Consider the following 23,582-nt stretch of genomic DNA (forward strand, 5'->3'; position numbering starts at 1 on the left):
ACAACATAAAACAAACGGTAAATCATAATTAATAACTTTGTTCTTTAATACAAACAATTGCTCCTGTCGCATTATTCTCTTCTACCCACTTCTTAATCATATCAGTGGAAAACCTGACATCCCCAAAAATCCGACTATCTGGTTTCAATATTATCTCTGTACCTGACGAATGTTCCATTTCACAAGAATTCACGTCATGTTGGGCAATTCCCCTTGCATAGTCCTGACTATAGCAGTTACTATCTCTATACACATTAATCCGCAAATTTTCGCATAATGAATTTATCACCTGCATGCCACCTTGGGCAAAATCACCCATCTGTGCATATTCTATACTCGATATAGGATGACCTGAAAGTATTTTATCCAGTACCTGCTGATTTGTCTTTTCATTTTGTGAAAGAGGAATTCCTCTTCCATTATCAGTTATCTTTACTCTTCCATCCTCATACAGTGTAATATTAATTTCCGTGCAAAATCCTGCATCGGCCTCTTCAAGCGACGTTTTAAGTACTTCATAAACAATCTGATGCATATTATCTATTAAGCTTTCCTTATCTGCTCCCATACGCATTCTCCTTCCTTCTATGTTTGGCACACAATATTCTGGCACCTTATACGAAGTAAGATATTTTTTCACCTTACTTGGCGTGGAACCAAACAATTGTGTAAATGAACGTGTAAATCCTTCGTGAGAATCAAATGCATACATAAGTGATACATCAAGAACTTTCCTACCCTCCAACAAAGAACCAAGCGCATATTGTAGCTTTCTGATTCTAATGTATCCGGTTATTGGCATACCCATAATTTCTGAAAATAATTTACTGAAATAGAATGGACTATAACCAGCCATTTCTGCCAATTCCAGCAAACTGATTTTTTCATAAATATGTTCATCTATATAAGCCAAAATCTCCTTTAAAATTTCTGTACTCATTCCCTTTCTCCTCACATACAGTATCATGGATGAAGCCCACCATACATTCTACAAGCAGGATGCTTCATATCCAACCTGTATATATAGCATACACGCTGGGAGTAGATATTTCTTGATTCCATATATGAAATAATATATTTTCTATCTCAAACTTTTCATAACCCTTTTTGCCCAAGCATCAGAATCATTACGCTCTCTTTTCATGAGCTTTATTCAAAGGCTTCTTATCTTCTTCTTTGTCCCTGCACTTCCATAATGCCATTGGATGCTTTGCTACATTTCTAAACTCATCACTATCCCCGAATACCCAGTCAGGATAATAATTTCCTTCTGAGAAAGCCTTCCAGAACAGCTTTTCCTCCTTTGTGGGCACCAGAACAGATGTAAGATAGTCTTTTACTTCCTTTTGTACAAATTCCAGGTCAAATCGTTCTCCTTTACGAAGCACTGAATTCAAATCACGCTTAATCTGCCGGAATGACACGTTCCCGATATTATCAAGCGCAAATTTTTCCGGTGGCTGCGCTGACCCGATTGCACTATAGAAGACGACACATTTACGAAGCATCGCTTCCTCACTTTCATCAAATAGCCCAAATTTTACCATGTTATGCATATCATATAAATCTCGTGGAGCTGTTCTTGTAAGTAATGCTACTGTTTTAGAAGCAAATATCTCCAATGGTGCTACGGAAAAAACGGTAAGCTTTTCCTCATTCCATGGCAGTCTTACTTCTCTCCGTGCCACAGGAAGCACATGACAGCGCAGCATGTAGTTAATCTCAATCTTAAGATTATCCTTTGTCCCTCCGCAATTTATATATTCATACACAAAGGAATCCAGTGCATGATAACTCTTTGATTTCGGACTCAGGACATATCCGTTTGCCATCATATACTTGCTGATTTTTTCTGTGATAATCCCCCTGTCTACAAGCATTTTTTCCCTTTCAATACTTCTGCAATAATCCAAATCAATATCCACCGAAAGTCTTGGCAAATCAAAAATAGTAAGATTAATGGCAGTTCCGCCTTTTAAAGCAATTCCTTCTGACAAAAGCTCATCCGATTCCATGAATCTCAACACATCCGCCAGACGGCATACCTTTTCCAACGTGTCCCTCGGAAAACCCAGTTCTTTTGCCATTCTGCCCAGAGTTAATCTATCCCATTGCATCATAAGCATTCACCCCCTTATCTATCAGTCCTTTCAACGAAACCGGTGCATAAAGCTTCCATCTTTTATGAAATACATTATCCTGCGATTCCTTCATCAGGTAGCGCTTTGCATCAGAGGAACCATTCTCACACGTTTCAAAAAACTGGGCTGAAAATTGGAATTCTTCCTGCATTTCTTCAAAAAAATATCCGCATTTCTGATACAGAAAACCATTGTTGTTTCTTGCCAGACATTCCAACACTTTCTGTTCATTCAGTCCCGGCACCAGCATCATGCACCGTATTACTTCCTCAATTCCTGCTATCTTTTCAAAATCACGTATACTGTCTACAACAGTCTGTTCCATGGATGTCACTCGTATTTTTCCCTGCTGTACTACTTCCATATCTGGTTTACGCTCTATGTGGCGGTACAACACTCCGTCATACTCAAAATCGTGAAATCGTTTATCCGTTGCAACATAACACTCATAAAACACCTGACTTCCATACCCAAATACCTCAAATGCACTGTGATGGGTGATACAAGCATCTGGGAACAGATTGGAACCTATCTGATAACGGGATAACACAGGCTGTTTCGTTTCCATGCTGATTACCACATAAAAATCTCTTTTCACTTTTTCTATCAGCCCTTTTTTCTGGTACTCATAAATTACCTGATTCGCTGCGGTTGCTGTTCCTACAATTTCTATCAGCTGTTCTCTCGAAAAAGAACCCTTTGCAAGTAGCTTTTCATAATGCTTCATCATGTATCATCTCCTAATGTTTTAAATTCAACGCAATGTATTATTTATTCTTAATACTCTATACTTTTTTAATAATCCATTTTAATTTTATTACATAGTATTAGAAATATCAAATACATTGTGCACTTTTTGAAATTACATTTTCCTCATCATCTCAAAACACAGCAGACAAAAGACAAACATTACTTAAAATGTTACTTCTTTCAACGTTTTTGCAGACCATATATACACGTAACTTTGATTATTTGGTATTTCTGCACGAATCTCTGCAAAATCGATAGACGACACCAGCCTACGCTGACAATAGATTTTTATAAGAAATGTTTATGGAAGAAGTATATCCTATATCTTCTGTTTTGGCAAGAAAAAACTCACCTGTATGTTACCACACAGGTGAGTTCGATTTATTTTTACACTATTCTGTTCACAAAAGCTTATCTCTGTACACGTCCGGAAGCATCGCCGCCAGCCAGGGTCTCAACTTCTTTTCTGGATACCAGGTTGAAGTCGCCGGGGATGGTGTGCTTCAGAGCGGATGCAGCTACGCCGTACTCAAGAGCATCCTTGAAGTTCTTGCCATCCAGCATACCGCAGATCACACCGCCTGCGAAGGAGTCACCGCCGCCTACACGGTCAACGATGGGATGGATGCTGTACTCTTTGGAGTGATAGAACTCCTTGGTATCTCTGGAGTAGATGCAAGCAGACCAGCCGTTATCGGAAGCGGAATGGCTTACACGCAGAGAGGATACGCAGTACTCGAAGTTGAACTTGTCAACCATCTGCTCGAAGATGGACTTGTAACCAGCCAGCTCCAGCTCACCGCTGGTAACATCGGTATCGCCGGGCTTGAAGCCAAGTACCAGCTCAGCATCTTCTTCGTTACCGATACATACATCAACGTACTTCATCAGGTTGGTCATAACCTTCTGAGCCTTCTCGGAGCTCCACAGCTTCTTACGGAAGTTCAGGTCTACGGATACCTTTACGCCGTGCTTCTTAGCAGCGATCAGAGCCTTCTCGGTCAGCTCTGCAGCAGCATCGGATACAGCGGGGGTAATACCTGTGAAGTGGAACCAGTCAGCACCTTCGAAGATCTCATCAAAGTTGAAATCAGCCTCGGTTGCGGTAGAGATAGAAGAATGTGCTCTATCGTATACAACCTTGGAAGGTCTCATGGAAGAACCGCTCTCCAGGTAGTAGATACCCAGTCTCTCACCGCATCTTGCGATGTGCTTGGTCTCTACGTTGTACTTTCTCAGAGCTGCTACTGCGCACTCACCGATCTCGTTGTCAGGAACTGCGGTAACGAACTCAGCATCATGACCGTAGTTAGCCAGAGATACTGCTACGTTAGCTTCACCGCCGCCGTAGTTTACATCGAACTCGTCTGCCTGGATAAATTTCTCGTTGTTGGGGGTGGACAGTCTCAGCATGATCTCACCCATGGTAATTACTTTTGCCATTTTGGTATATTCCTTTCTCAATCTATAACATTATTGATTATTACTTTGCGCTATACTATCGATCGTTTAGAATAGGCTTCTTTCAATACACAGGTTGCAGTGACTGCGTGTTTTAGTTGCAGACTCTAAACGACCGTCGGTACTTAGATGCCGTACTTTGGCATCTTATGTACCGCTACGGGAGAGCCGAAGCGGAAGCGCGTCTGCAACTGAAATATGCAGTTGCTGCAACCGTACGGCTTAAAATTTGCTTATGATTTATTTCTGTACCAGATGAATAGCGAAGCCGCCGATCTCCTCTTTCAGGTAGATAGCCTTCAGGTTGCCCTTGGCATCTCTCTTAGCGGACTCCTCGTTGAACTCAACGCCCAGAACGGTGCTCAGGTAGTTGACAGCTCTCTCGATGTAGTTGGTCTTAACAGCGATGTGACCGTTCTTGCCCAGGTAAGGAGTCTTCATAACTTCCAGAGCAGAGCCTGCGAATACGGAGCTGTTGCCAACCTTAGCAGGCATACCGAAGATAAATGCGAAACGGTTTGCAGCCTTAACAGCCTCTTCCTCGTTCTCTGCATTAACACCAACATGAGCCAGTTCGAAGCCCAGCATAGTCTGTACAGCTTCTCTGGTCAGCTGCTCGATCTTGTCCCACTCACCGGCGTTGATCAGGTCGCCGGGAACCATCCAGGAACCACCGCATGCGATGATCTTGGGGAAGTCAAGGTAAGAAGTCAGGTTCTTAGCGTTTACACCGCCGGTAGGCATGAACTTCATATTTACATAAGGAGCTGCCATAGCCTTGATCTTAGCCAGACCGCCGGACTGCTCAGCGGGGAAGAACTTAACTACATCCAGGCCAAGCTCGATAGCCTGCTCGATGTCGCTGGGGCTGGAAGTACCGGGAGTGATAGGAATGTTCTTCTCTACACAATACTTAACGGTTCTGGGATTTAAGCCGGGGCTTACGATGAACTTAGCGCCTGCTGCTACTGCTGCGTCAACCTGCTCTGCGTTCAGAACGGTACCTGCCCCAACACACATGCTGGGGAAGTTGTCGGTCATGATCTTGATAGCTTCCGCTGCTGCGCTGGTACGGAAGGTAACCTCTGCACAGGGAAGTCCGCCTGCGCAAAGTGCCTTTGCCAGAGGAAGTGCATCTGCTGCGTTGTCAATTTTTACAACCGGTACGATACCGATTTTGCTGATTTGCTCTAATACTGCGTTCATAAATAACACCTTTCTGTCTTATAGACTAATAGTTATGTGAAAAATCTTCGCAGGAGATCCTGTCGAAAATATTTCTGCAAAATTAAACCAATACTTTTATGCCAGTACTTCCTTCACTGCCTCAGCGATCTTGTCGCACTTGCAGTTTGCAAAGAAATACTCCTTAAACTTGGCACCGGATAAAGCACCCTTTACCAGTTCACGATCCAGATTCTTCAGGATGGTAACCATATCGGTATGAGTTACTTCTTTTACCTGATCCAGGATCTTCTTGTTGCGCTGCTCGGGAACAACTCTCTCAGGGGGATATCCACCGCCGCCGGGAGCACAGAACAGCTTTTCAAAAGTATACTGTAAGTTCAGTTCACCGCCCCAGCCGAAGTTCTCAGCAAAAGGAAGTGCTACACAGTTACCGTCGTTTACCTGAGAGAACAGGTAAGCATCCAGAGGGGACTCAATGTGTCCACACAGAACCTTGGGGAAGGAATTGCATGCAAGCATGGCACCTTCGCCGGTTCCGCATCCGGTGATAACGAAATCCGCTGCCCCGGAGTTCAAAAGAACTGCTGCCAGAATACCGTTCTGTACGTAGGTCAGGGAATTGGGATCCTCTGCGCCGCACATACCGTAGTTGAATACTTCATGACCCATGGGCTCTACTACTTTTTTAAGAGTAGCGCAGATCATTTCATTCTTGGCAGCCTGACTGTTTTCATTAATCAAAGCTATCTTCATGAGATACTCCTTTTCCAAACGCCACAACAGTCAGCCGCCGAAATTCTTCTGCGACTGACCTGATGTGAAGTGTTTATTCTATTTTTGATATCCTGCGTAAATGCACAAGCTCCATAGCTACTCACTCGCAAATTCGTGCTTCGCACTCTGCATCCGGCTCGTAAACTCACCGGATATTTACTCGTGAGCTGTGCAAGGAAAACAAATGTCTGCTACGCAGCCGCTTACTTTTCCCCTGCGCTGGTTCTACTGGGGCTGCTTGCCGATGTAAGCAAGGATACCACCATCTACATACAGGATGTGTCCGTTGACTGCATTGGATGCCTCAGAAGCAAGGAATACAGCGGGGCCGGTCAGCTCTTCGGGCTTTAACCATCTGTTAGCAGGGGTCTTAGCGCAGATGAACTGGTCGAAAGGATGTCTGCTGCCATCGGGCTGGATCTCACGAAGAGGTGCAGTCTGAGGAGTCTCGATATAACCGGGTCCAAGGCCGTTACACTGAATGTTGTACTGGCCGTACTCGGAGCAGATGTTCTTGGTCAGCATCTTTAAGCCGCCCTTAGCTGCTGCATATGCAGATACAGTCTCACGACCCAGCTCGGACATCATGGAACAGATGTTGATGATCTTACCATGACCCTTCTTGATCATTGCAGGGATCACTGCTTTCGATACGATGAAAGGTGCATTCAGGTCTACGTCGATTACCTGACGGAACTGATCTGCGGTCATCTCGGTCATGGGGATTCTCTTGATGATGCCTGCGTTGTTAACCAGGATATCGATGGTGCCTACTTCCTTCTCGATCTGAGCTACCATAGCATTAACTGCTTCTTCGTTGGTAACGTCGCATACATAGCCGTGAGCCTTGATACCTTTCTCAGCGTATGCTGCGATTCCCTTGTCTACCAGCTCCTGCTTGATATCGTTGAAGCAGATGGTAGCACCGCACTCAGCGTATGCGGAAGCGATAGCGAAACCAATACCGTAAGATGCGCCGGTAACCAGTGCAACCTTACCTTCCAGTGAGAAATTAGTGAATTCAGACATTGTTTTTTCTCCTTTTCTTTATAAAAACTGTTATTTTAGTTACATGTTCCAAAGGATCTTATTTCAGATCTCTGTTGTCGACACCGTCCATATCGTCGAAGTCCTGATTCTCTCCGACCATACCCCAGATAAAGGTATATGCTCTGGAACCGCATCCGGAATGGATGGACCAGCTGGGGGAGATCACTGCTTCTTCGTTACGCATTACGATGTGGCGGGTCTCATCGGGCTCACCCATATAGTGCATAACAAAGGCATCCTCAGGCATATCGAAATACAGATATACTTCCATACGTCTGTCATGTGTATGACAAGGCATGGTGTTCCATACACTGCCGGGCTCTAACTTCGTCATACCCATCTCCAGCTGACAGCTCTCTACCTGTCCGGGAAGGATATACTTGCAGATTACTCTGTGGTTGGCATCCTCCAGAGTACCCAGTTCTACTTTATTCTCATCCTTTACAATGACCACGCCCTCTTCGGGAGTACCTTCCGGCTTGATCAGCACGGTCGGATAAGTCTTATGTGCGGGAGCGGAATTCAGATAAAATTTAGCGGGCTGTTTCTCATCTTCACTTGCGAAAATGATCTCCTTGGAGCCCATTCCTATGTACATAGCTTCCTTGTAACCTACCTTGTACACTTTGCCATCAACGGTAATCATACCTGCTCCGCCGATATTGATCACACCCAGTTCTCTTCTCTGACAGAAATACTCTGCACGGAGTTCATCTCCGGCGGTCAGAGTGATAGGGCTTACAGGAACTGCTGCTCCTGTAATGATTCTGTCGATGTGGCTGTACACCAGCTTGATCTCGCCGGGTACGAACAGATTCTGGATCAGAAACTCTTCTCTCAGACGCTCTGTGGTGTAATGCTTCACATCTCTTGGTGATACTGCTGTTCTAAGTTCCACCTTACGCCTCTCTTTCCTCAACGGGCGGCCTGCGTGCCGCTATTGAATGTTACCTTTTTATGAAAGCACTTACATTATAACATATCATTGTAACCATTTCCAACACATTTTTACTATTTTTTATAAAAATTTTGGAAGGCTGTAACTGCTTTTCTCTTTTGTATGAGTTAAGTATACTAGAAAAGATTCTCAAAGTCTTTTCATATTTTAATCTAAACATTGCAAATTTTGAACTTTTGGTGTTTAATAAAAGAAAAAGCGAAAAGGATGAAAGAAATGGAAGAACTTACCTCCTGTAAAACAGCCATAGATAACTGTAAAACCTCCGGGACTTTTGCCATTGCCCACTTATATAAAGAAGAAAAAGCCATGGACATGCACATCCATGACTGCTACGAGATCTACTATTCCATCTGCGGCGGCAAACAGTTTCTGATCGACAACTGCTTCTACACCATCGCCCCAGGCGATCTCTTTATCATCAACCAGTACGAAAGTCACAAGCTGACCCAGATCGACAACTCCGTCCACGAACGTATCGTTCTGTCGGTGGCGCCGGATTTCATGAAGCTGATCTCCACCAAAGAGACGGATCTGAGCTTTTGCTTCACCCACCGCAGTGCCCCCTTTTCCCATAAGCTTTCGCTCAACAAGGAACAGCAGAAACGTTTCCTCTATTATATCAACAAAATCACTTCCGCGGAGGGCTTTGCCCATGACATCACGGAATACGCCGCTTTCATGGAGCTGATGGTCATGCTCAACACGCTGTTCATCCGCAGTGCAGAGCAGACGGCGGCCGGGGAAACCGTAACAGTTCCCGCCGAATACAAGGACAGTAGCTACCGCTACAACCATCAGGTGGACGATATTCTGGCTTACATCAACCAGAACATCTCCCAGCCTATTACAGTGGAACAGCTGGCCGGACAGTTCTACTTAAGCGAATCCTATATCTGTCGGATTTTCAAATCCGCCACAGGCACCACCATTAATAAATACATCACCGCCCGCCGCATCAGTATCGCCAAGGCGGTTCTGAACGAAAACGGCAATGTTATGGAAGCCTTCGAACGCAGCGGTTTCACGGACTACAGCAATTTCTTCAAAGCCTTCACCAAAGCCGTGGGTGTTTCCCCGAAAAAATACGCAAGCCTGAGTGTCAGCTAAACTGCTGACGCTCAGGCTCTTCTTTTTACATTTCTTAATCATTCGGTCTCTGGTAGAACCGGCCCGCCAGATTCTCCGTACGGATCATGTTGACAAAGGCCTGCGGGTCCGTCTCCCGCACCGTATTCACAACTTTGCTCACCTCGTCTCGTCCCACCACGGAATACAGCACGTCACATTCCTGTTTGGAATAACAGCCCTCACCCTTGATCAGGGTGGCATCGTGATGGGTGATCTCCGCAATAGCTTCGTAGACATCCTCCGGCCGTTTCGTCACGATGATCAGTGTCTGCTTCTGGTAGCGCTTGTACAGCACATGGAGTACCTGCGTGGAGGTATACTGAAAAATAATGGAATACAGCGCCTTGTCCCAGCCAAACAGTGCTCCGGCGATTCCAAGGATCACCACATTTCCCGCAAAAATATAATTCCAGGAATCAATGCTGTACTTTTCCGACAGGAAGATCGCGATAAAATCCGTACCGCCGCTGGTGGCATTGGCGAACAGACACAGGCTGATGGCCAGTGCATTGATCAGTCCACCGAAGATAGCAATCAGCAGAATATCCTCCGTTACCGGCCAGGCGGGCACCATATCCGTCAAAATACCGCTCACCACGATCATCAGACAGGAATAACCGGTGAACTTTTTTCCGATGAATTTGAAGCTGATGACCACCGGAACCGCATTTAAGATAAAGTTGATCACCGAAAAAGGAGGCTCCCAGTGCCACAACAGCACGCTGATCTCCTGGATCAGTCGGGTCAGACCGTTGAATCCACCGGGGATCAATCCCCCGGCCCGGACAAAGCTTTTCAAATTGACTGCCATGATAAAGGATCCCGCCAGGATCAGGCAGGTACGCCGCAAGGTATCACAAATACTCTTCTTCGTCATAATTCGCTCCTTCTTACATCCTTCCTGCCTCTTCCTTCACAGAACCTTCCTCTGTGTGCGTTTTTTCCGCATTCCCGTCTTCCATCGTTTCGTCTGCTGCCTTTTGCAAAGGCTCATTCTCCGCACAGTCTTTCCTTTTCCTGTCACACCTCTGACACAACACGCATCCCAACAGGATCAGTACACTTCCCGCACTCACTAAAATACCGATATTCCGTCCTTCCGGTACATAGTGCATCTGTATCGTATGTTCTCCCGCTTCCAGATCAAATGCCATGAGCGCATTGCCAAACTGCTCAGGCTCTGCATTTTCTCCGTCGATCTGCACCGTCCAGCCCTCCTCATAAGGCACGGACAGGATCAGTCTGCCGGCTTCTTTCAGACTTAAGGTTCCGGAAATATGGGTGCTGTCCATCGCTACATTTTCAAGATGTTCTTTTGACAATATCTCCACTGCCTGTGCCAGCACTTCTTCATTCATTACATAAGCTTCCGCCGATACCTTCGGGGTATCGTCCGTGTCATCCCCATTGGTCAAGGTAACTCTCTCGCCTTTTTGCAGATAGCCCAGATACAGGATAGCTCCGTCCTTCAGATCCCCGTAATCCTGGGTCTCCAGCGTTCCCCCAAGCACCTGAACCTTTTTCGTCCCTGTGGCATTGATCCTCGCGTAATAGTAGCCTGCCCGGTCCGCCGTAATACATACATTATCTCCGCTAGTCTCACTGGTCGCCCGGTCCAGTAAGGGCTCTGCGATTCCCAGATCCTCGGTCAGCTGATTCTGCACTCTCACACCGGTGCCGATCTCGTCCGTAACATTCCAACCCATCGGTGCCACATAGCCAAAAGGCAGCGTATATTTACAATGATATAAATAAACATCTCCGCTGTTATTCACGATCTCATACAGACCGTTTTCGTATTTATCCGATTCGCCGAACATATAATCCACATTCAGGAGTGCCGACACGAAAGCTGTCGCTCCGTCAAATCCGTAATAAACCTTGCTGTGACGCATACCCAGCATTTTATACAGGTCCATGACGTTGGAATTCATGGTGGAGGAAAATACGGAAGCCGTAGGGTATCCCGTAAGAGTACCGTCATTTTTCGTCTTGCGGGTAAACTTCTCGATACGGAAGAAGTCATCCCCCTCCTGTTCCTGCGCAAGGGCGTACAACGCCTTATAATCCTCCTGGTCTCCCAGATAAGCGCTTCGTCCGGTAGTGCCCAGACTCGTATTAAATGTATTGATGCTCAGCTCCGCCACTACGCACGCCAGCACCAGAATCCCCAGCACCTGCCTCGTCAGTTCGTCTTTTCTCGTCCGGTACAGATACAGAAGCACACCATAGATCGTAACGAACACCAGCGTCAGCACTTCAATACCCGTGTCGAAATCCTCGCTCTCCACGAATTTCTCACAGGCAAGTAAAAATATCACCGCCGCCAGATACCCATAGATGATCTGCCTGGGAGAAGTGCCCTCCACATTTCGGAAAGCATCATAGCACATGACAAGGATCAGAAAAATATATAGAAAAGACTGTCTCGCCGGCAGGGAATCCGGATAATTCAGACCGTGCCATAAAAAGTCCAGGACATTGGTTCCGAAGCTGAGCAGCAAAAATCCCGCCAGTGCCAGATTGCAGAACCGTTTTCTCACCGATATTTTTTCATTCAGTGCATACATAGGCACCAGTAAAAATACTGCCACACCACAGTAAATGTTCGGCCAGTGTTCCAGTCCCCTCTCCGTGGTCACGCACAGGCAATGTCTCGCCAGCATATCAAACACGGAAAAATAGGACTCCAGCGTACCGGGGAAATCCGAATTGCCAAAATCCGTCCGTAGAATAGCACAGACCTCCGGAATCAGCAGTACTGCAGCCAGCCCTCCGGCCAGCAGGGAGGCAAATGCAAATCTTCCGATCCTGCCGAATACGATCCGTGCTTTCCTGCTCTGCCCTTCCGTCATGGTATAGTATTCCGTGATCAAAAACATTCCAAAATACAGCACCAGAAAGATACAGATCATAATGGAGATGTAATAATTGGTCAGAATACAGAGTCCCAGAGTCACGGTATACATGACCCATTTGCCTTCTCTGACCAGCCGCTCTGCTCCTAACAGGATCAAGGGTAGCAGGATCAGGCAGTCCAGCCACATCACATTCCAGTTGTAGGCCGCCAGATAGCCGGACAGAGCATACGCAGTGGAAAACAAAAGAGCCGCCGGATCCTCCTTGCCGAACACTTTCCGCAGATAGACGCTGAAGGTAAGCCCCATAAGGCCGATCCGCAGGATCACCAGATAACTCATGAATTCCATGATCAGGCCTTCCGGCAGCAAAAATACCAGCCAGTTAAAAGGACTTGCCAGATAATAGACATACAGCGCCAGGAAATTCGATCCGATCCCTACATTGTAGGAATAGAACAGTCCCTCTCCCGCTTTGATCTTGTGTACAAATTCACTTAAAAAAGGCATATACTGATGGTACATGTCGGAGAACAGAAAACTCCGGTCACCAAAAGGATATATGCCCCGTATGATAAAAAGAACCAGCATAATAAATGCAGGCACAAAGAACGCAAGCACAGAGATCCCTCTCTGCATCCTGCGCTCCGCACTACTTGTTGCTGTCGTTTTATTGCCGTTCATATTATTTTTCTCCCACGATCTCTTTTCTTACCTTCCGTAATCAAACAGCAGATAATACTCCAGCCTCCGGTAATCGTTCAATGCTTCCCCACATTCCTTCACCGTCGTAAGAGTGCCGTCCGCCTCTCTCACACCTGCTGCGCTGATCACCGGGTATTCCCTCCGAAGCCCGGTCAGACTGCTCTGCAGGGCAGGCAGCGGCAGATCACAGTTCTCCAGCACATCCATGGCCAGATAATTGGCACTGGTCTCTCCGTCCATCTGCTCCTCAATGTCAAAGTTGCTCCAGATCACATAAGGTACTTTATATTTTAACAGATTTTCCTCATCTGTTAAAGTCTCCGGATTCACTTTATTATTTCTTAAGATCGGATTGCTCACATAGGTCGTAGGCTGATGATCCCCGAAGAATACAATCATGGTATCCTCTTCCGCCTGAGAGAAGTAATCGATCAGACCCTGCAGGGCGGAATCCGTCTGTTTTACCAGGGACAGATACATGGACAATGCTTTGGAGTCAATACCATCCACGGTAATATCCGGGGTAAAGTTATGGAATTCCTCTTCGTAACCGCTGTGATTCTGCATAGTTACGTTAAAGACAAACATAGGCTCTCCCGCTTCCTTGTTCTCATACAGTTCAATGATCTTGGCAAAGCTGCTCTCATCGGAAATATAGTTACGGATCCGTTTCGGATTCCTGAAATCGTCCTGTGACAGGAACTCATCAAATCCAAGCAGCGGATAGACTCTGTCTCTGTCCCAGCCGCTGGCATAATAAGGATGGATCGCCACAGTATGATAATCCAGTTCCTTCAGGTAGGAAGCCAGAGAAGGCATCTCCTTCTGCACATACTGCTGGTACGCCACGCTGCCCTGCGGTAAAAATCCTATGGTGCTGCCGGTAAGGAATTCAAACTCCGTATTGGCAGTATTCCCGCCCAGCACGGAAACATTCAGGTAACCGGTTCTGGTATTCTCTGCCCCCTGTTGTAAGCTGTGAATAAAGGGCATATAGTCTTCGTTGGTGGTAAACTCTCCCCGGACTGCCAGATCCGAAAATGCCTCATCCATGATCACAATGATATTCGGACGCTTCACGCTCTCCGGGTCTTCCACAGCTGCTGCAAGCCCAGCGGAATCCTTCCCGGCCTGCTCATAATTGCTGCCGGTGCCATCTGCAGAATAATCTGCGGGCTTCTCCACATCCAGATATTCCATTTCCATCAGAAATGCCACGATATTGCCGTCTCTTTTATTCATGACGGTGGGGGTAAACAGCTTGTCGTATAATCCAAAGCTCTGCACAAAGCTCTCACTCTGTATCATGCCGGTATAACCATAGATCAAGGCAATGCTTAACAGGATCAGTGCCGCTCTCTTTGCCACTCTTCCCGGTGCCTTCATATGAAAACGGCTCTCGATCAACAACAAAATCAGGAATCCCACAATGACCAGTATCGTACTGGTGGACAATTCATAGTTGAAATTGCCCGCCACACTGGCTGCTGTACTGATGGAATAAATATCCCAGGGCATGATGGGTGCGGAACGGAAATTCAGCACATAATAATTCGCCAGTCCCGCCACCATGAAAAAGGCCGTCTGCAACATCAGAGCCGCCCGGACATATTTCACGATTCCGAATAACAGAAGTGCGGTCAGTACATAGAACGCCATGTTCAACAGCTGGGTTTTGAAATGCATTGTCGTAAAAGGATTATGGGTATACATTTCAAACAGATAAAATGTCACCAGCGGACATACTGCCAGCGCGATACAGGAAGGAAGCTTCTCCCTGGTAATTCCTATTTTTCGAACGGAATGACGCAAAAAGCCTGTAATGGCAGCTGCGACACTTCGTATTGATTTTTTCTGTAAATAATCCATCGCTTAACTCTCCTTACGATTCTGAAGAGATTTTATCGCAATGACAGAAAAATAACAATTTCCGAATTGCACACATTTACTAACATTACAGGCTTAATTTTGTTACTTTTTACTTATATTTTACGTATTACTACTTGACTTCGTATTTTCCGGCTTCCTTCAGGCGCAGCATTGCTCTCGCCATGGATGCCTGGGATACATGATACTCCTGGATGCTCTGCTTCTGACGCAGCTGTTCCTTCGCACGCTCCAGGGCAGCCTCCGCACGGACCCTGTCGATATCCTCCGGCCGTTCTGCCGTATCCACCAGCATGATCACACGGTTATGAGAAATATAGACAAACCCCACACCTACTACAACCTTGGTCCAGTCGTCATCCTCTTTTTCCTTAAACCGTACCTCGCCTTCCTTCGTGGCAATGACCATATCCTCATGATGGGACATGATGGCCTGCTCGCCGTCCAGAGCCGGTACGATAATGATGCCGCATTTTCCGTCGAAAAATACTTTATCACTGGCAATGACCTTCAAGCTGAAGGTGTTCATACGCACACCGCCTTTCCTTACTGTGCCATGAGCTTCTTGGCCTTCTCCACTGCCTCGTCAATGGTTCCTACATTGAAGAATGCAGCCTCGGGATACTCATCCATCTCTCCGTCGATGATCGCACGGAATCCACGGATGGTCTCCTTCACAGGCACATACTTACCGGGTACACCGGTGAAGTTCTCTGCCACATGGAAGGGCTGGGACAGGAAACGCTGAATCTTACGGGCACGATATACGGTGACCTTATCCTCATCGGACAGCTCTTCCATACCCAGAATGGCGATGATGTCCTGCAGTTCCTTGTACTTCTGCAGCATTGCCTGTACCTGGCGGGCGGTCTCGTAATGCTCCTTACCTACCACATCCTCTTCCAAAATACGGGAGGTGGATTCCAAAGGATCCACAGCTGGGTAAATACCCTGCTCCACGATCTTACGGGACAGAACGGTGGTGGCATCCAGATGAGCGAATGTAGTTGCGGGTGCAGGGTCTGTCAGGTCATCCGCAGGCACATAGACAGCCTGTACGGAAGTAACACTACCCTTATTCGTAGAAGCAATTCGCTCCTGCAATTCACCGACTTCGGTAGCCAGAGTGGGCTGATATCCTACTGCGGAAGGCATACGGCCTAACAATGCGGATACCTCACTACCTGCCTGTACGAAACGGAAAATGTTATCAATGAACAGCAGCACGTTCTGGTGCTCTTCATCACGGAAGTACTCTGCCATGGTCAGTCCGGTCTCGGCTACACGCATACGTGCTCCGGGGGGCTCGTTCATCTGACCGAAAACTAGCGCAGTCTTCTCCAGAACTCCAGACTCCTTCATCTCACTCCACAGATCGTTACCCTCACGGGAACGCTCTCCGACACCAGTGAAAATAGAATATCCACCGTGCTCGGTAGCAATATTACGAATCAGCTCCTGAATCAGCACGGTCTTACCTACACCGGCACCGCCGAACAGACCGATCTTACCACCTTTTGCATAGGGAGCCAGCAGATCGATAACCTTGATACCGGTCTCCAGCATCTCTACTACAGGACTCTGCTCTTCGAAGGAAGGTGGATCTCTGTGGATGACCCAATGCTCCTCTCCTTCCAGGGATTCTCCACCGTCGATGGTCTCTCCCAATACGTTGAACAATCTACCCAGTGTCTTATTACCTACCGGCACCTGAATTCCTTTTCCGGTAGCAATGACATCCATATCCTTGCAAAGTCCTTCACTGGCACCCAGCATGATGCAGCGAACGGTATTGTTGCCAATATGCTGTGCCACTTCCATGACCAGACGCTTGCCTTCACTGTATACTTCCAGGGCATCCTTGATAAAGGGAAGATCATTGTTCTCGAACTCTACGTCTACAACAGGTCCCATGACCTGGACGATCTTACCATGATTTTTTTCCTTTACGTTACTCAATTGTTCAGGACCTCCTTTCTTGCCTTTTTCTTCTTTTTCTGAGCCTTGGCACCGGCAATGACCTCAGTGATCTCCTGTGTGATCATAGCCTGACGTACCCGGTTGTACTGAATGGACAGATCATGGATCATGGCGGAAGCATTCTTATTTGCTGCCTCCATGGCCATCATCCTGGCGTTCTGTTCACTGCAGAACGATTCTACCAGTGCACCGTATACATATCCCATGACAAAATCCGGAACAATGTTATCAAGCACTGCTTTCGGGGACGGGGTCATGACAAGCGGATCCTGATACATACTCAGATCCTGTCCGTCTTTGGTAATAAACCGTTCTTTTACGATAGGTAGCAGACGCAGCATCTGCGGTTCCGTCGTCACGCTGTTTACCATATTGGTATAAATAATATATACCTCATCCAGCTGCTCTTCTTCGAACTGCTCCAGGATCGTCTCTGTGATGATCCTGGCACGATGCAGGGTCGGGTTCTGTGCTGTATAATGGAACTGCTCAGCCACCTTGATTCCTCTGTGTCCGAAATACTGACGTCCCAGCTCACCCACGACAAACAGCTTGTAGCTTCCTGTCTGTCCGGCTTTCTGCATCTGTTCTTCTGCCATTTTCAGTACATTATGGTTATAGGCTCCGGCCAGTCCCTTATCCGCGGTGACTACTATCAGTCCCGTAGTCTTCTCCCCAGCCGGTTTGTCCTTCCGTTCATCGAAATATTTATTATCGATCTCCGGTAAATGACGGACAATTCTGCTGACCATCGTCTGCAGAGTATAGAAGTAAGGCTCTGTCTCTTCCAGATTCTTCTTAGCTTTCCGAAGCTTTGTGGAAGAGATCATATACATGGCATTGGTGATCTTCATGGTATCCTGAATGCTTTTCATACGACTTTGTATTTCTCTCGTATTTGCCATGTTAACCTCCTGTTATTTGTAACTATTCAGAGCCAATGGGCGAAGTAACCACATAAGCAAAAGTTAAGCCCTGAAAGAGCGGTTTTGCGAATGGGTTTTTGAATAGTTACATTATTTCTGTAAAAATTCCTTTTTAAATTCTGTTGCAGCATCACAGATCTGCTTGTTCAGCTCGTCATCCAGAGCCTTGGTGGTCTCTAACTGACGAACGATGTCGCTGTGCTGTTCCTTCATGTAGTCTAAGTACTTCATCTGGAAATCCTTTACCTGATTTACAGGCACATCCAGCATCACTCTGCCGTTGGCTGCACACAGGGTCATAACCTGCTCTGCCATGCTCAAAGGTCTGCACAGAGGCTGCTTCAACAGTTCCATCAGTACATGTCCGTGCTGTAACTGTTCCTTTGTGGCGTTATCCAGATCAGATGCGAACTGGGTGAACACTTCCATCTCACGGAACTGTGCCAGGTCGATACGGATACTTCCGGCTGCTTTCTTCATTGCCTTGGTCTGTGCAGCACCGCCGACACGGGATACGGACAGACCGACATTGACTGCAGGTCTCATGCCGGAGAAAAACAGATCACTCTCCAGGAAGATCTGACCATCGGTAATGGAGATAACGTTGGTCGGAATGTATGCGGATACATCGCCTGCCTGGGTCTCAATGATCGGCAGTGCGGTGATGGAGCCGCCGCCCTTATCTGCACTCAGTCTTGCGGAACGCTCCAGCAGTCTGGAATGCAGATAGAATACATCTCCGGGATATGCCTCACGTCCGGGAGAACGTTCCAGCAGCAGGGACAGTGCACGATAAGCTACCGCATGCTTGGACAGATCATCGTATACGATGAGGACATCCTTGCCCTGATACATAAAGTACTCAGCCAGTGCGGTACCGGAATAAGGTGCGATGTACTGTAGAGGTGCAGGATCGCTGGCGGTTGCGGATACGATAATGGTGTAATCCATGGCATCGTTCTTTTTCAGGGTTCCTACCAGTTTTGCAATGGTGGATGCCTTCTGGCCGATAGCCACATAGATACATACCACATCCTTGCCCTTCTGGTTCAAAATTGCATCGATGGCAATGGAAGTCTTACCGGTCTGACGGTCACCGATGATCAGCTCACGCTGTCCACGACCGATGGGGAACATGGAATCGATAGCCAGAATACCAGTCTCCATAGGCACGCCTACGGACTGTCTGTCCACGATGGAAGGTGCCGGCTGCTCGATGGGACGATAGCCTTCTTCCTTAATAGGACCTGCACCGTCAATGGGTGCTCCCAGAGCATCCACGATTCTGCCTTTGAATCCGTCACCTACAGGAATACCGGCTCTCTTACCGGTACGAACGACTCTGGTGCCTTCGCGGATCTCGGTATCATGACCGAACAGGATACATCCGATCTCATCTCTGCGGACATCCTGTACCATACCTTTGACACCGGAATCAAAGATAACGATCTCGCCGTACTCTGCATGGTCGATACCATTGACGTTGGCGATACCGTCACCTACCCAGCTGACAGAACCGATCTCATTTTCCTGTGCCTGTAAGTTGAAATCCTCGATCTCACCTTTCAGAATGGAAATAATGCCCTGCTCACTGGCGGTCTTTCCTACCTGGGAAAGCTTGTCTGCGAACTGCTTCATACGTCCATTGGTACTCCAGTCATAGACCTCGTTACCGGCACGGATGATGAAACCGCCGCCAAGAGAAGGATCTTCTTTGGTCTCAAAGACCATATCCTCTCTGTTGTATTTCTTCTGGATAAAATTACGGATATTCTGCAGTTGCTCATCGGTGGGCGCTGTCACATAGGACAGGGTTACAACGAACTCTTCCTTTTTCTCGGGAGAGACTTCTCTGTATGCGGTGCAGATATCATCCCACAGATAGACGTCTCCGTTGTCACACAGGACTTTCAGAAAATCTCTGATCTGTAAGGGGAATACTTTTTCTATTACATTGTGCTTGGCAGACAGCGACACAGCAGGGGATTCGAAATCCAGCTTCACCTGCGGTACGGCTTTGAAGATATCGCCTGTCTGACCTACAATGTCTCCGGGGATATTCAGTTCACGCAATCTTTTTGCGTATTCTAAAGCTGTACTAATCAATCTTTTCACCTGTCTTTGCTATAAATTGGTTGTAAAGTTCTCTGTCTGAATCTGCGTTCTGCTTGGCAGCTACCAGTTTTGCAGTAGCTTCCACTACCAGGCCGGCGATCTGTTCCTGTGCCTGCTCGATGCGCTTCTGCTCTTCCAGTGTGGCATTCTTACTGGCATTGTCCATGATCTTTTTCGCTTCTGTCTGGGCATCTGCCACGATGCGGTCATATTCGTTGCTGGCCTTGCCTCTTGCCTCGTTCAGAATGCTTTCTTTTTCTGCCTGAACACCGCTTAAGGATGCCTCGTACTGGCCTTTCAGTTCATTGGCACTGTCCTGTGCAGCTTTTGCATCTGCATATTGCTTATCGATCTCTGCCTGTCTTGCATCCAGGATCTTGTGGATGGGCTTGATCAGGAAGATCTTCACAATGGCAAAGATGATCAACAGATTCAGGATGGTCCATACAATATTAATATCTAATCTCAGCATGTGCTTTCATCCTTTCTTACGTTTCGCTTTCTAATTTCCTTATAACTATCCGAAACTTCCATTCGCAAAACGCTCTTTCAGAGCTTTCTTTTTGCTCATGAAGTTTTAGTCATCGTAAATCGTCACAAAACAGCTTACAAATGCAGGCATTTGACGCTTGTCTGTGACGTTTCCGGCTTCGGATAGTTATGCCATGAACAGAATGATCAGGATACCGATAACGAATCCGTAAATAGCGGTTGCCTCTGCCAGCGCACCACCTAACAGTAAGATCTTGGTGATCTTGCTCTCTGCTTCCGGCTGTCTTGCGACTGCCTCTGCTGCTTTACTTGTTGCGATACCGATACCGATACCTGCTCCGATACATGCCAGTGCTGCAATACCTGCTCCAATAGCTATCATAATTCTTTTCCTCCGTTTTTGTGTGAATTAGTGTTTCATAACTATTCATAATCGCATTCGCAAAATAGCTCTGAATAGTTATCCAGTTACTCAATGGCTTCCTTAATGTACATGGATGTCAGGAATACAAATACATATGCCTGAATCAATCCATCAAAAATATCAAAGTAAAAGCTGAAGGGTACCGGCAATGCTACCGGAACCAGAAGCTTCAACAGCTCCATGATAACGAATGCTCCCAAAACGTTACCAAACAATCGCATACACAGGGACAGGGGCTTGATGAACACCTCCAGGATATTGATAGGTGTTACGATCGCGATGGGTTCGGTAAAGCTCTTGATCCATCCGCCCACACCTTTTTTGCGAATACCTGCGGCTTCCACCAGAACGATACTCATCAGGGCCAGTGCCGCCGTTACGTTCAGATCCTTGGTAGGGGGCTTCATACCGAACAATCCAATGATATTGGATATGCCCAGATACAACAGTACGCTAACCAGATACGGTACATACCGTTTGCCTTCTTCTCCGATCATTCCCGTAACAATGCCTTCCAGCTTTGTCACGATCGTCTCTGTCACCAGCTGTCGTCTGCTGACATTGTGTACTTTGAGGTTGCTTGTAAGGATAATCGACAAGATCAGAATGACTGCCATGACCACCCAGGTGATAACGACCGATTCCGCAATGTCCAGCTGTACTCCACCGATCAGGGGTAGACCTGCCGGAAGCTTAATAGAAAAAGCCGTGTCACAATTCAGTTCCTTGAGCAGTTCTGATGCCAATTCCTCCATAATACCACTTCCTTTCCGTGAACATCCTTGAAAGAGCTTTCACTCCCTCACGGTCGTTGCTATTTTACTCCTATTTATTGAAAAGCGTAAGATACATTTTTGCTAATTTGTTCCATGCAAAAATGAAAAGTTATGGCATATATTAACTATAAAAAATGAGGTATCAGAAAATCATATGACAAAATTAGTCATTTTGGGACGCAAATCCCAGACGGGCAATTATGAGACGTTTTTTTCGAAACTTCCCGCCAGAACCGTAACCACACTGGTCCCCGGGGAAGTCACCTCCTGTGATGCCCTGATTCTGCCGGGCGGCGGAGATATCACTCCGGCTTTCTTCGGAGAAAAAAACAAAGGTTCCCGTACTGTTGACACCGAACTGGACATCCTGCAATTTCAGGCCCTTGACACAGCCATTGCCGCCAGGATCCCCGTGATCGGGATCTGCAAGGGCATGCAGGTCATCAATGTTGCCTTCGGTGGCACTATTTTGCAGGATATGTCGGGAGATTCCCTGCACAGTATCCCTTCCGGTGATGCATTCCATACGTCCATTATGACGGAAGATTCCCGTCTTTTCAAGTATTTTCCTGTCGAAATGCACGTCAACAGCGCCCACCATCAGAGGATCGACCGCTTAGGTCAGCATCTGAAGATCATTCAGCGCTGCCCCGATGACGGCTGCCCCGAAGCCTTGGAGCATGACGAGCTGCCGATCCTTGGGCTGCAGTGGCATCCGGAGCGTCTTCCGGAACAGGCCGGTGAGCCTCTGCTTTCTCTTCTTTCTTCTTATTTCTGAATCTGCGCCCGGGCTTTTTCGCCGGGGCCAGCTCCTCTCTGACCTTGACTTTGGCGATTTCGAACAGGGAGCGGATGATTCCCCGCAGCATCTCCGCGGTCTGGTCGTCCACTTCCTTCAGTGCAGTAACCACCGCATTCATACTCTTTTTCCAGTCAGCGGTAAACGTGATCAGATCATCCGCCTGGGATGCGGAGATGACCTGATAGAGTGTTTCCACGAAGGTGCGGACCTGTTCTTCATTTAAGGACAGTATCCATTCGTTCAGTGCTTCATTTATGATCTTCTGGCTCTCATAAATGTCACCCACATCCACGAAATGGTCCTCCTCCACCAACCAGGAAAAAGGATCGTGCTGCAAAAGCCCATGGCTGTTGCTCTCCACCACGCGGTAATGAATATCCCGCTCGAAAATCATACCGATCATGGAAGAATGTGGCAACAGCTTCACCACCTTGCCTTCGATGGCATTATAGTGACACTCCTTCAGCACTTCCGGCCGGAATCCAGGCCCATCCAGACTGTAGATCTTCTGGATCCGTTTCTGCACAAAAGGGGCGCATTTCATGCCACTGTAGACTGCCAGATTGCCGCCCTTGGAATGCCCTCCGATATAAAAGGGCTGGTGTAGCCATCCGGTGACCATATTTACATATTTTACACTGTACTCCTGCCCCGGCACCGGTGACAGAAATGCCATGTTGAAATCTTCCTTCCAGCCTATGATAGTCTCATCCGTCCCCCGGAATGCCAGAAACAGGGTTCCGTCATCCAGAATAAAAGTGATGGCGGAGAACTGGGTCTCCCATTCCTTTTCCACCAGATTGATATAGCAGTTCAGCTTCATATCCCGGAAACGTCTGCCGCTTAACATTCCTTCGAACAGCGCCCGGTTCTCCTTCTCAAAACGGACATCCCCGAACAGTTTGTCCACGTCCGGACGCTCTGCAATCTCCCGCAGGGTCACGGAAGGGCCATTGTGCCGCACATCGCTGACCATCCCGTCGAATTTCAGATAAGAGAGCTGGCACAATGCCAGACTGTCCACATCATTCAGAGGTTTTTCCCGAAAAGAAATGTCTCCGTATTTTTGCAAATATTCTATTACCGTTCCTGCCATATGCCGCTCCTTTCCGCGAGGAACTTTCCTTGCGTATTTCGCCGGATTGTGTTACGTTCTATATAATG

At 47.1% G+C, this 23,582-nt stretch carries 20 protein-coding genes and 1 pseudogene; 2 read left to right on the plus strand and 19 right to left on the minus strand.

The features are described from left to right. Window positions 1–28: 28 nt before the first annotated feature. From OCV96_RS08345 to kduI, 8 genes are all read right to left on the minus strand, one after another. Window positions 29–940 (minus strand): helix-turn-helix domain-containing protein, encoded by a 912-nt coding sequence (locus tag OCV96_RS08345; protein WP_227733091.1) that lies wholly within the window; start codon window positions 938–940, stop codon window positions 29–31. 187 nt (window positions 941–1,127) lie between these two features. Further along, on the minus strand, window positions 1,128–2,015 hold the full coding sequence (locus OCV96_RS08350) for a nucleotidyl transferase AbiEii/AbiGii toxin family protein (protein WP_262594212.1): 888 nt from the start codon (window positions 2,013–2,015) through the stop codon (window positions 1,128–1,130). An 88-nt stretch (window positions 2,016–2,103) separates the two neighbouring features. Continuing rightward, window positions 2,104–2,871 (minus strand): type IV toxin-antitoxin system AbiEi family antitoxin domain-containing protein, encoded by a 768-nt coding sequence (locus OCV96_RS08355; RefSeq protein WP_262594213.1) that lies wholly within the window; start codon window positions 2,869–2,871, stop codon window positions 2,104–2,106. 431 nt (window positions 2,872–3,302) lie between these two features. Further along, window positions 3,303–4,334, minus strand: a complete 1,032-nt coding sequence (locus OCV96_RS08360) for a sugar kinase (protein WP_022154725.1) — start codon at window positions 4,332–4,334, stop codon at window positions 3,303–3,305. A 258-nt stretch (window positions 4,335–4,592) separates the two neighbouring features. Then, window positions 4,593–5,558, minus strand: a complete 966-nt coding sequence (locus tag OCV96_RS08365; RefSeq protein ID WP_118504599.1) for a bifunctional 4-hydroxy-2-oxoglutarate aldolase/2-dehydro-3-deoxy-phosphogluconate aldolase — start codon at window positions 5,556–5,558, stop codon at window positions 4,593–4,595. Between the two features lie 96 nt (window positions 5,559–5,654). Beyond that, on the minus strand, window positions 5,655–6,293 hold the full coding sequence (locus OCV96_RS08370; RefSeq protein ID WP_022154727.1) for an RpiB/LacA/LacB family sugar-phosphate isomerase: 639 nt from the start codon (window positions 6,291–6,293) through the stop codon (window positions 5,655–5,657). Window positions 6,294–6,539: 246 nt separating this feature from the next. Then, a complete protein-coding gene (locus OCV96_RS08375; RefSeq protein ID WP_022154728.1) occupies window positions 6,540–7,343 on the minus strand; it encodes a gluconate 5-dehydrogenase in 804 nt (267 codons plus the stop codon). A 58-nt stretch (window positions 7,344–7,401) separates the two neighbouring features. Next, the gene (kduI, locus tag OCV96_RS08380; RefSeq protein ID WP_117465822.1) at window positions 7,402–8,262 is read right to left on the minus strand and encodes a 5-dehydro-4-deoxy-D-glucuronate isomerase; all 861 of its coding nucleotides are present in this window, start codon (window positions 8,260–8,262) and stop codon (window positions 7,402–7,404) included. 276 nt (window positions 8,263–8,538) lie between these two features. Between kduI and OCV96_RS08385 the strand changes: the two genes are divergently transcribed. Beyond that, a complete protein-coding gene (locus OCV96_RS08385; RefSeq protein WP_022312048.1) occupies window positions 8,539–9,432 on the plus strand; it encodes an AraC family transcriptional regulator in 894 nt (297 codons plus the stop codon). Window positions 9,433–9,466: 34 nt separating this feature from the next. Here OCV96_RS08385 and OCV96_RS08390 read toward each other — a convergent pair whose 3' ends face one another. From OCV96_RS08390 to OCV96_RS08435, 10 genes are all read right to left on the minus strand, one after another. After that, window positions 9,467–10,330, minus strand: coding sequence for a YitT family protein (locus tag OCV96_RS08390; RefSeq protein WP_022312047.1), 864 nt, complete (start codon window positions 10,328–10,330; stop codon window positions 9,467–9,469). A 13-nt stretch (window positions 10,331–10,343) separates the two neighbouring features. Next, the gene (locus tag OCV96_RS08395; RefSeq protein WP_262594221.1) at window positions 10,344–12,995 is read right to left on the minus strand and encodes a YfhO family protein; all 2,652 of its coding nucleotides are present in this window, start codon (window positions 12,993–12,995) and stop codon (window positions 10,344–10,346) included. Between the two features lie 27 nt (window positions 12,996–13,022). After that, window positions 13,023–14,885, minus strand: coding sequence for an LTA synthase family protein (locus tag OCV96_RS08400; protein ID WP_262594224.1), 1,863 nt, complete (start codon window positions 14,883–14,885; stop codon window positions 13,023–13,025). Window positions 14,886–15,015: 130 nt separating this feature from the next. Further along, window positions 15,016–15,432 (minus strand): ATP synthase F1 subunit epsilon, encoded by a 417-nt coding sequence (atpC, locus tag OCV96_RS08405; protein ID WP_022312044.1) that lies wholly within the window; start codon window positions 15,430–15,432, stop codon window positions 15,016–15,018. Between the two features lie 17 nt (window positions 15,433–15,449). Next, window positions 15,450–16,862 carry a F0F1 ATP synthase subunit beta gene (gene atpD / locus OCV96_RS08410; RefSeq protein ID WP_022312043.1) on the minus strand — a complete coding sequence of 471 codons (1,413 nt, stop codon included), beginning with the start codon at window positions 16,860–16,862 and terminating at the stop codon, window positions 15,450–15,452. Next, on the minus strand, window positions 16,859–17,788 hold the full coding sequence (gene atpG, locus OCV96_RS08415) for an ATP synthase F1 subunit gamma (RefSeq protein ID WP_022312042.1): 930 nt from the start codon (window positions 17,786–17,788) through the stop codon (window positions 16,859–16,861). The genes atpD and atpG overlap by 4 nt, the downstream gene beginning before the upstream one ends. Window positions 17,789–17,899: 111 nt before the next feature. Continuing rightward, a complete protein-coding gene (atpA, locus tag OCV96_RS08420) occupies window positions 17,900–19,915 on the minus strand; it encodes a F0F1 ATP synthase subunit alpha (RefSeq protein ID WP_117465846.1) in 2,016 nt (671 codons plus the stop codon). Next, entirely contained in the window at window positions 19,908–20,396 is a 489-nt protein-coding gene (locus tag OCV96_RS08425; RefSeq protein ID WP_022312934.1) for a F0F1 ATP synthase subunit B, read from the minus strand. The genes atpA and OCV96_RS08425 overlap by 8 nt, the downstream gene beginning before the upstream one ends. A 186-nt stretch (window positions 20,397–20,582) precedes the next feature. Further along, entirely contained in the window at window positions 20,583–20,798 is a 216-nt protein-coding gene (atpE, locus tag OCV96_RS08430; protein WP_022154739.1) for an ATP synthase F0 subunit C, read from the minus strand. An 86-nt stretch (window positions 20,799–20,884) separates the two neighbouring features. After that, window positions 20,885–21,595, minus strand: coding sequence for a F0F1 ATP synthase subunit A (locus tag OCV96_RS08435; protein ID WP_227062404.1), 711 nt, complete (start codon window positions 21,593–21,595; stop codon window positions 20,885–20,887). A 175-nt stretch (window positions 21,596–21,770) separates the two neighbouring features. On the opposite strand from OCV96_RS08435, the gene OCV96_RS08440 reads away from it, so the two are divergent. Next, on the plus strand, window positions 21,771–22,394 hold the full coding sequence (locus OCV96_RS08440) for a gamma-glutamyl-gamma-aminobutyrate hydrolase family protein (protein ID WP_117465815.1): 624 nt from the start codon (window positions 21,771–21,773) through the stop codon (window positions 22,392–22,394). A 214-nt stretch (window positions 22,395–22,608) separates the two neighbouring features. On the opposite strand, the pseudogene OCV96_RS08445 reads toward OCV96_RS08440, so the two are convergent. After that, window positions 22,609–23,514 (minus strand): annotated as a pseudogene (locus tag OCV96_RS08445) (DUF2974 domain-containing protein); the annotation flags it as partial. Window positions 23,515–23,582: the final 68 nt, after the last annotated feature.

It is taken from the genome of Waltera acetigignens (assembly GCF_025567015.1).
Taxonomy (GTDB): domain Bacteria; phylum Bacillota; class Clostridia; order Lachnospirales; family Lachnospiraceae; genus Acetatifactor; species Acetatifactor acetigignens.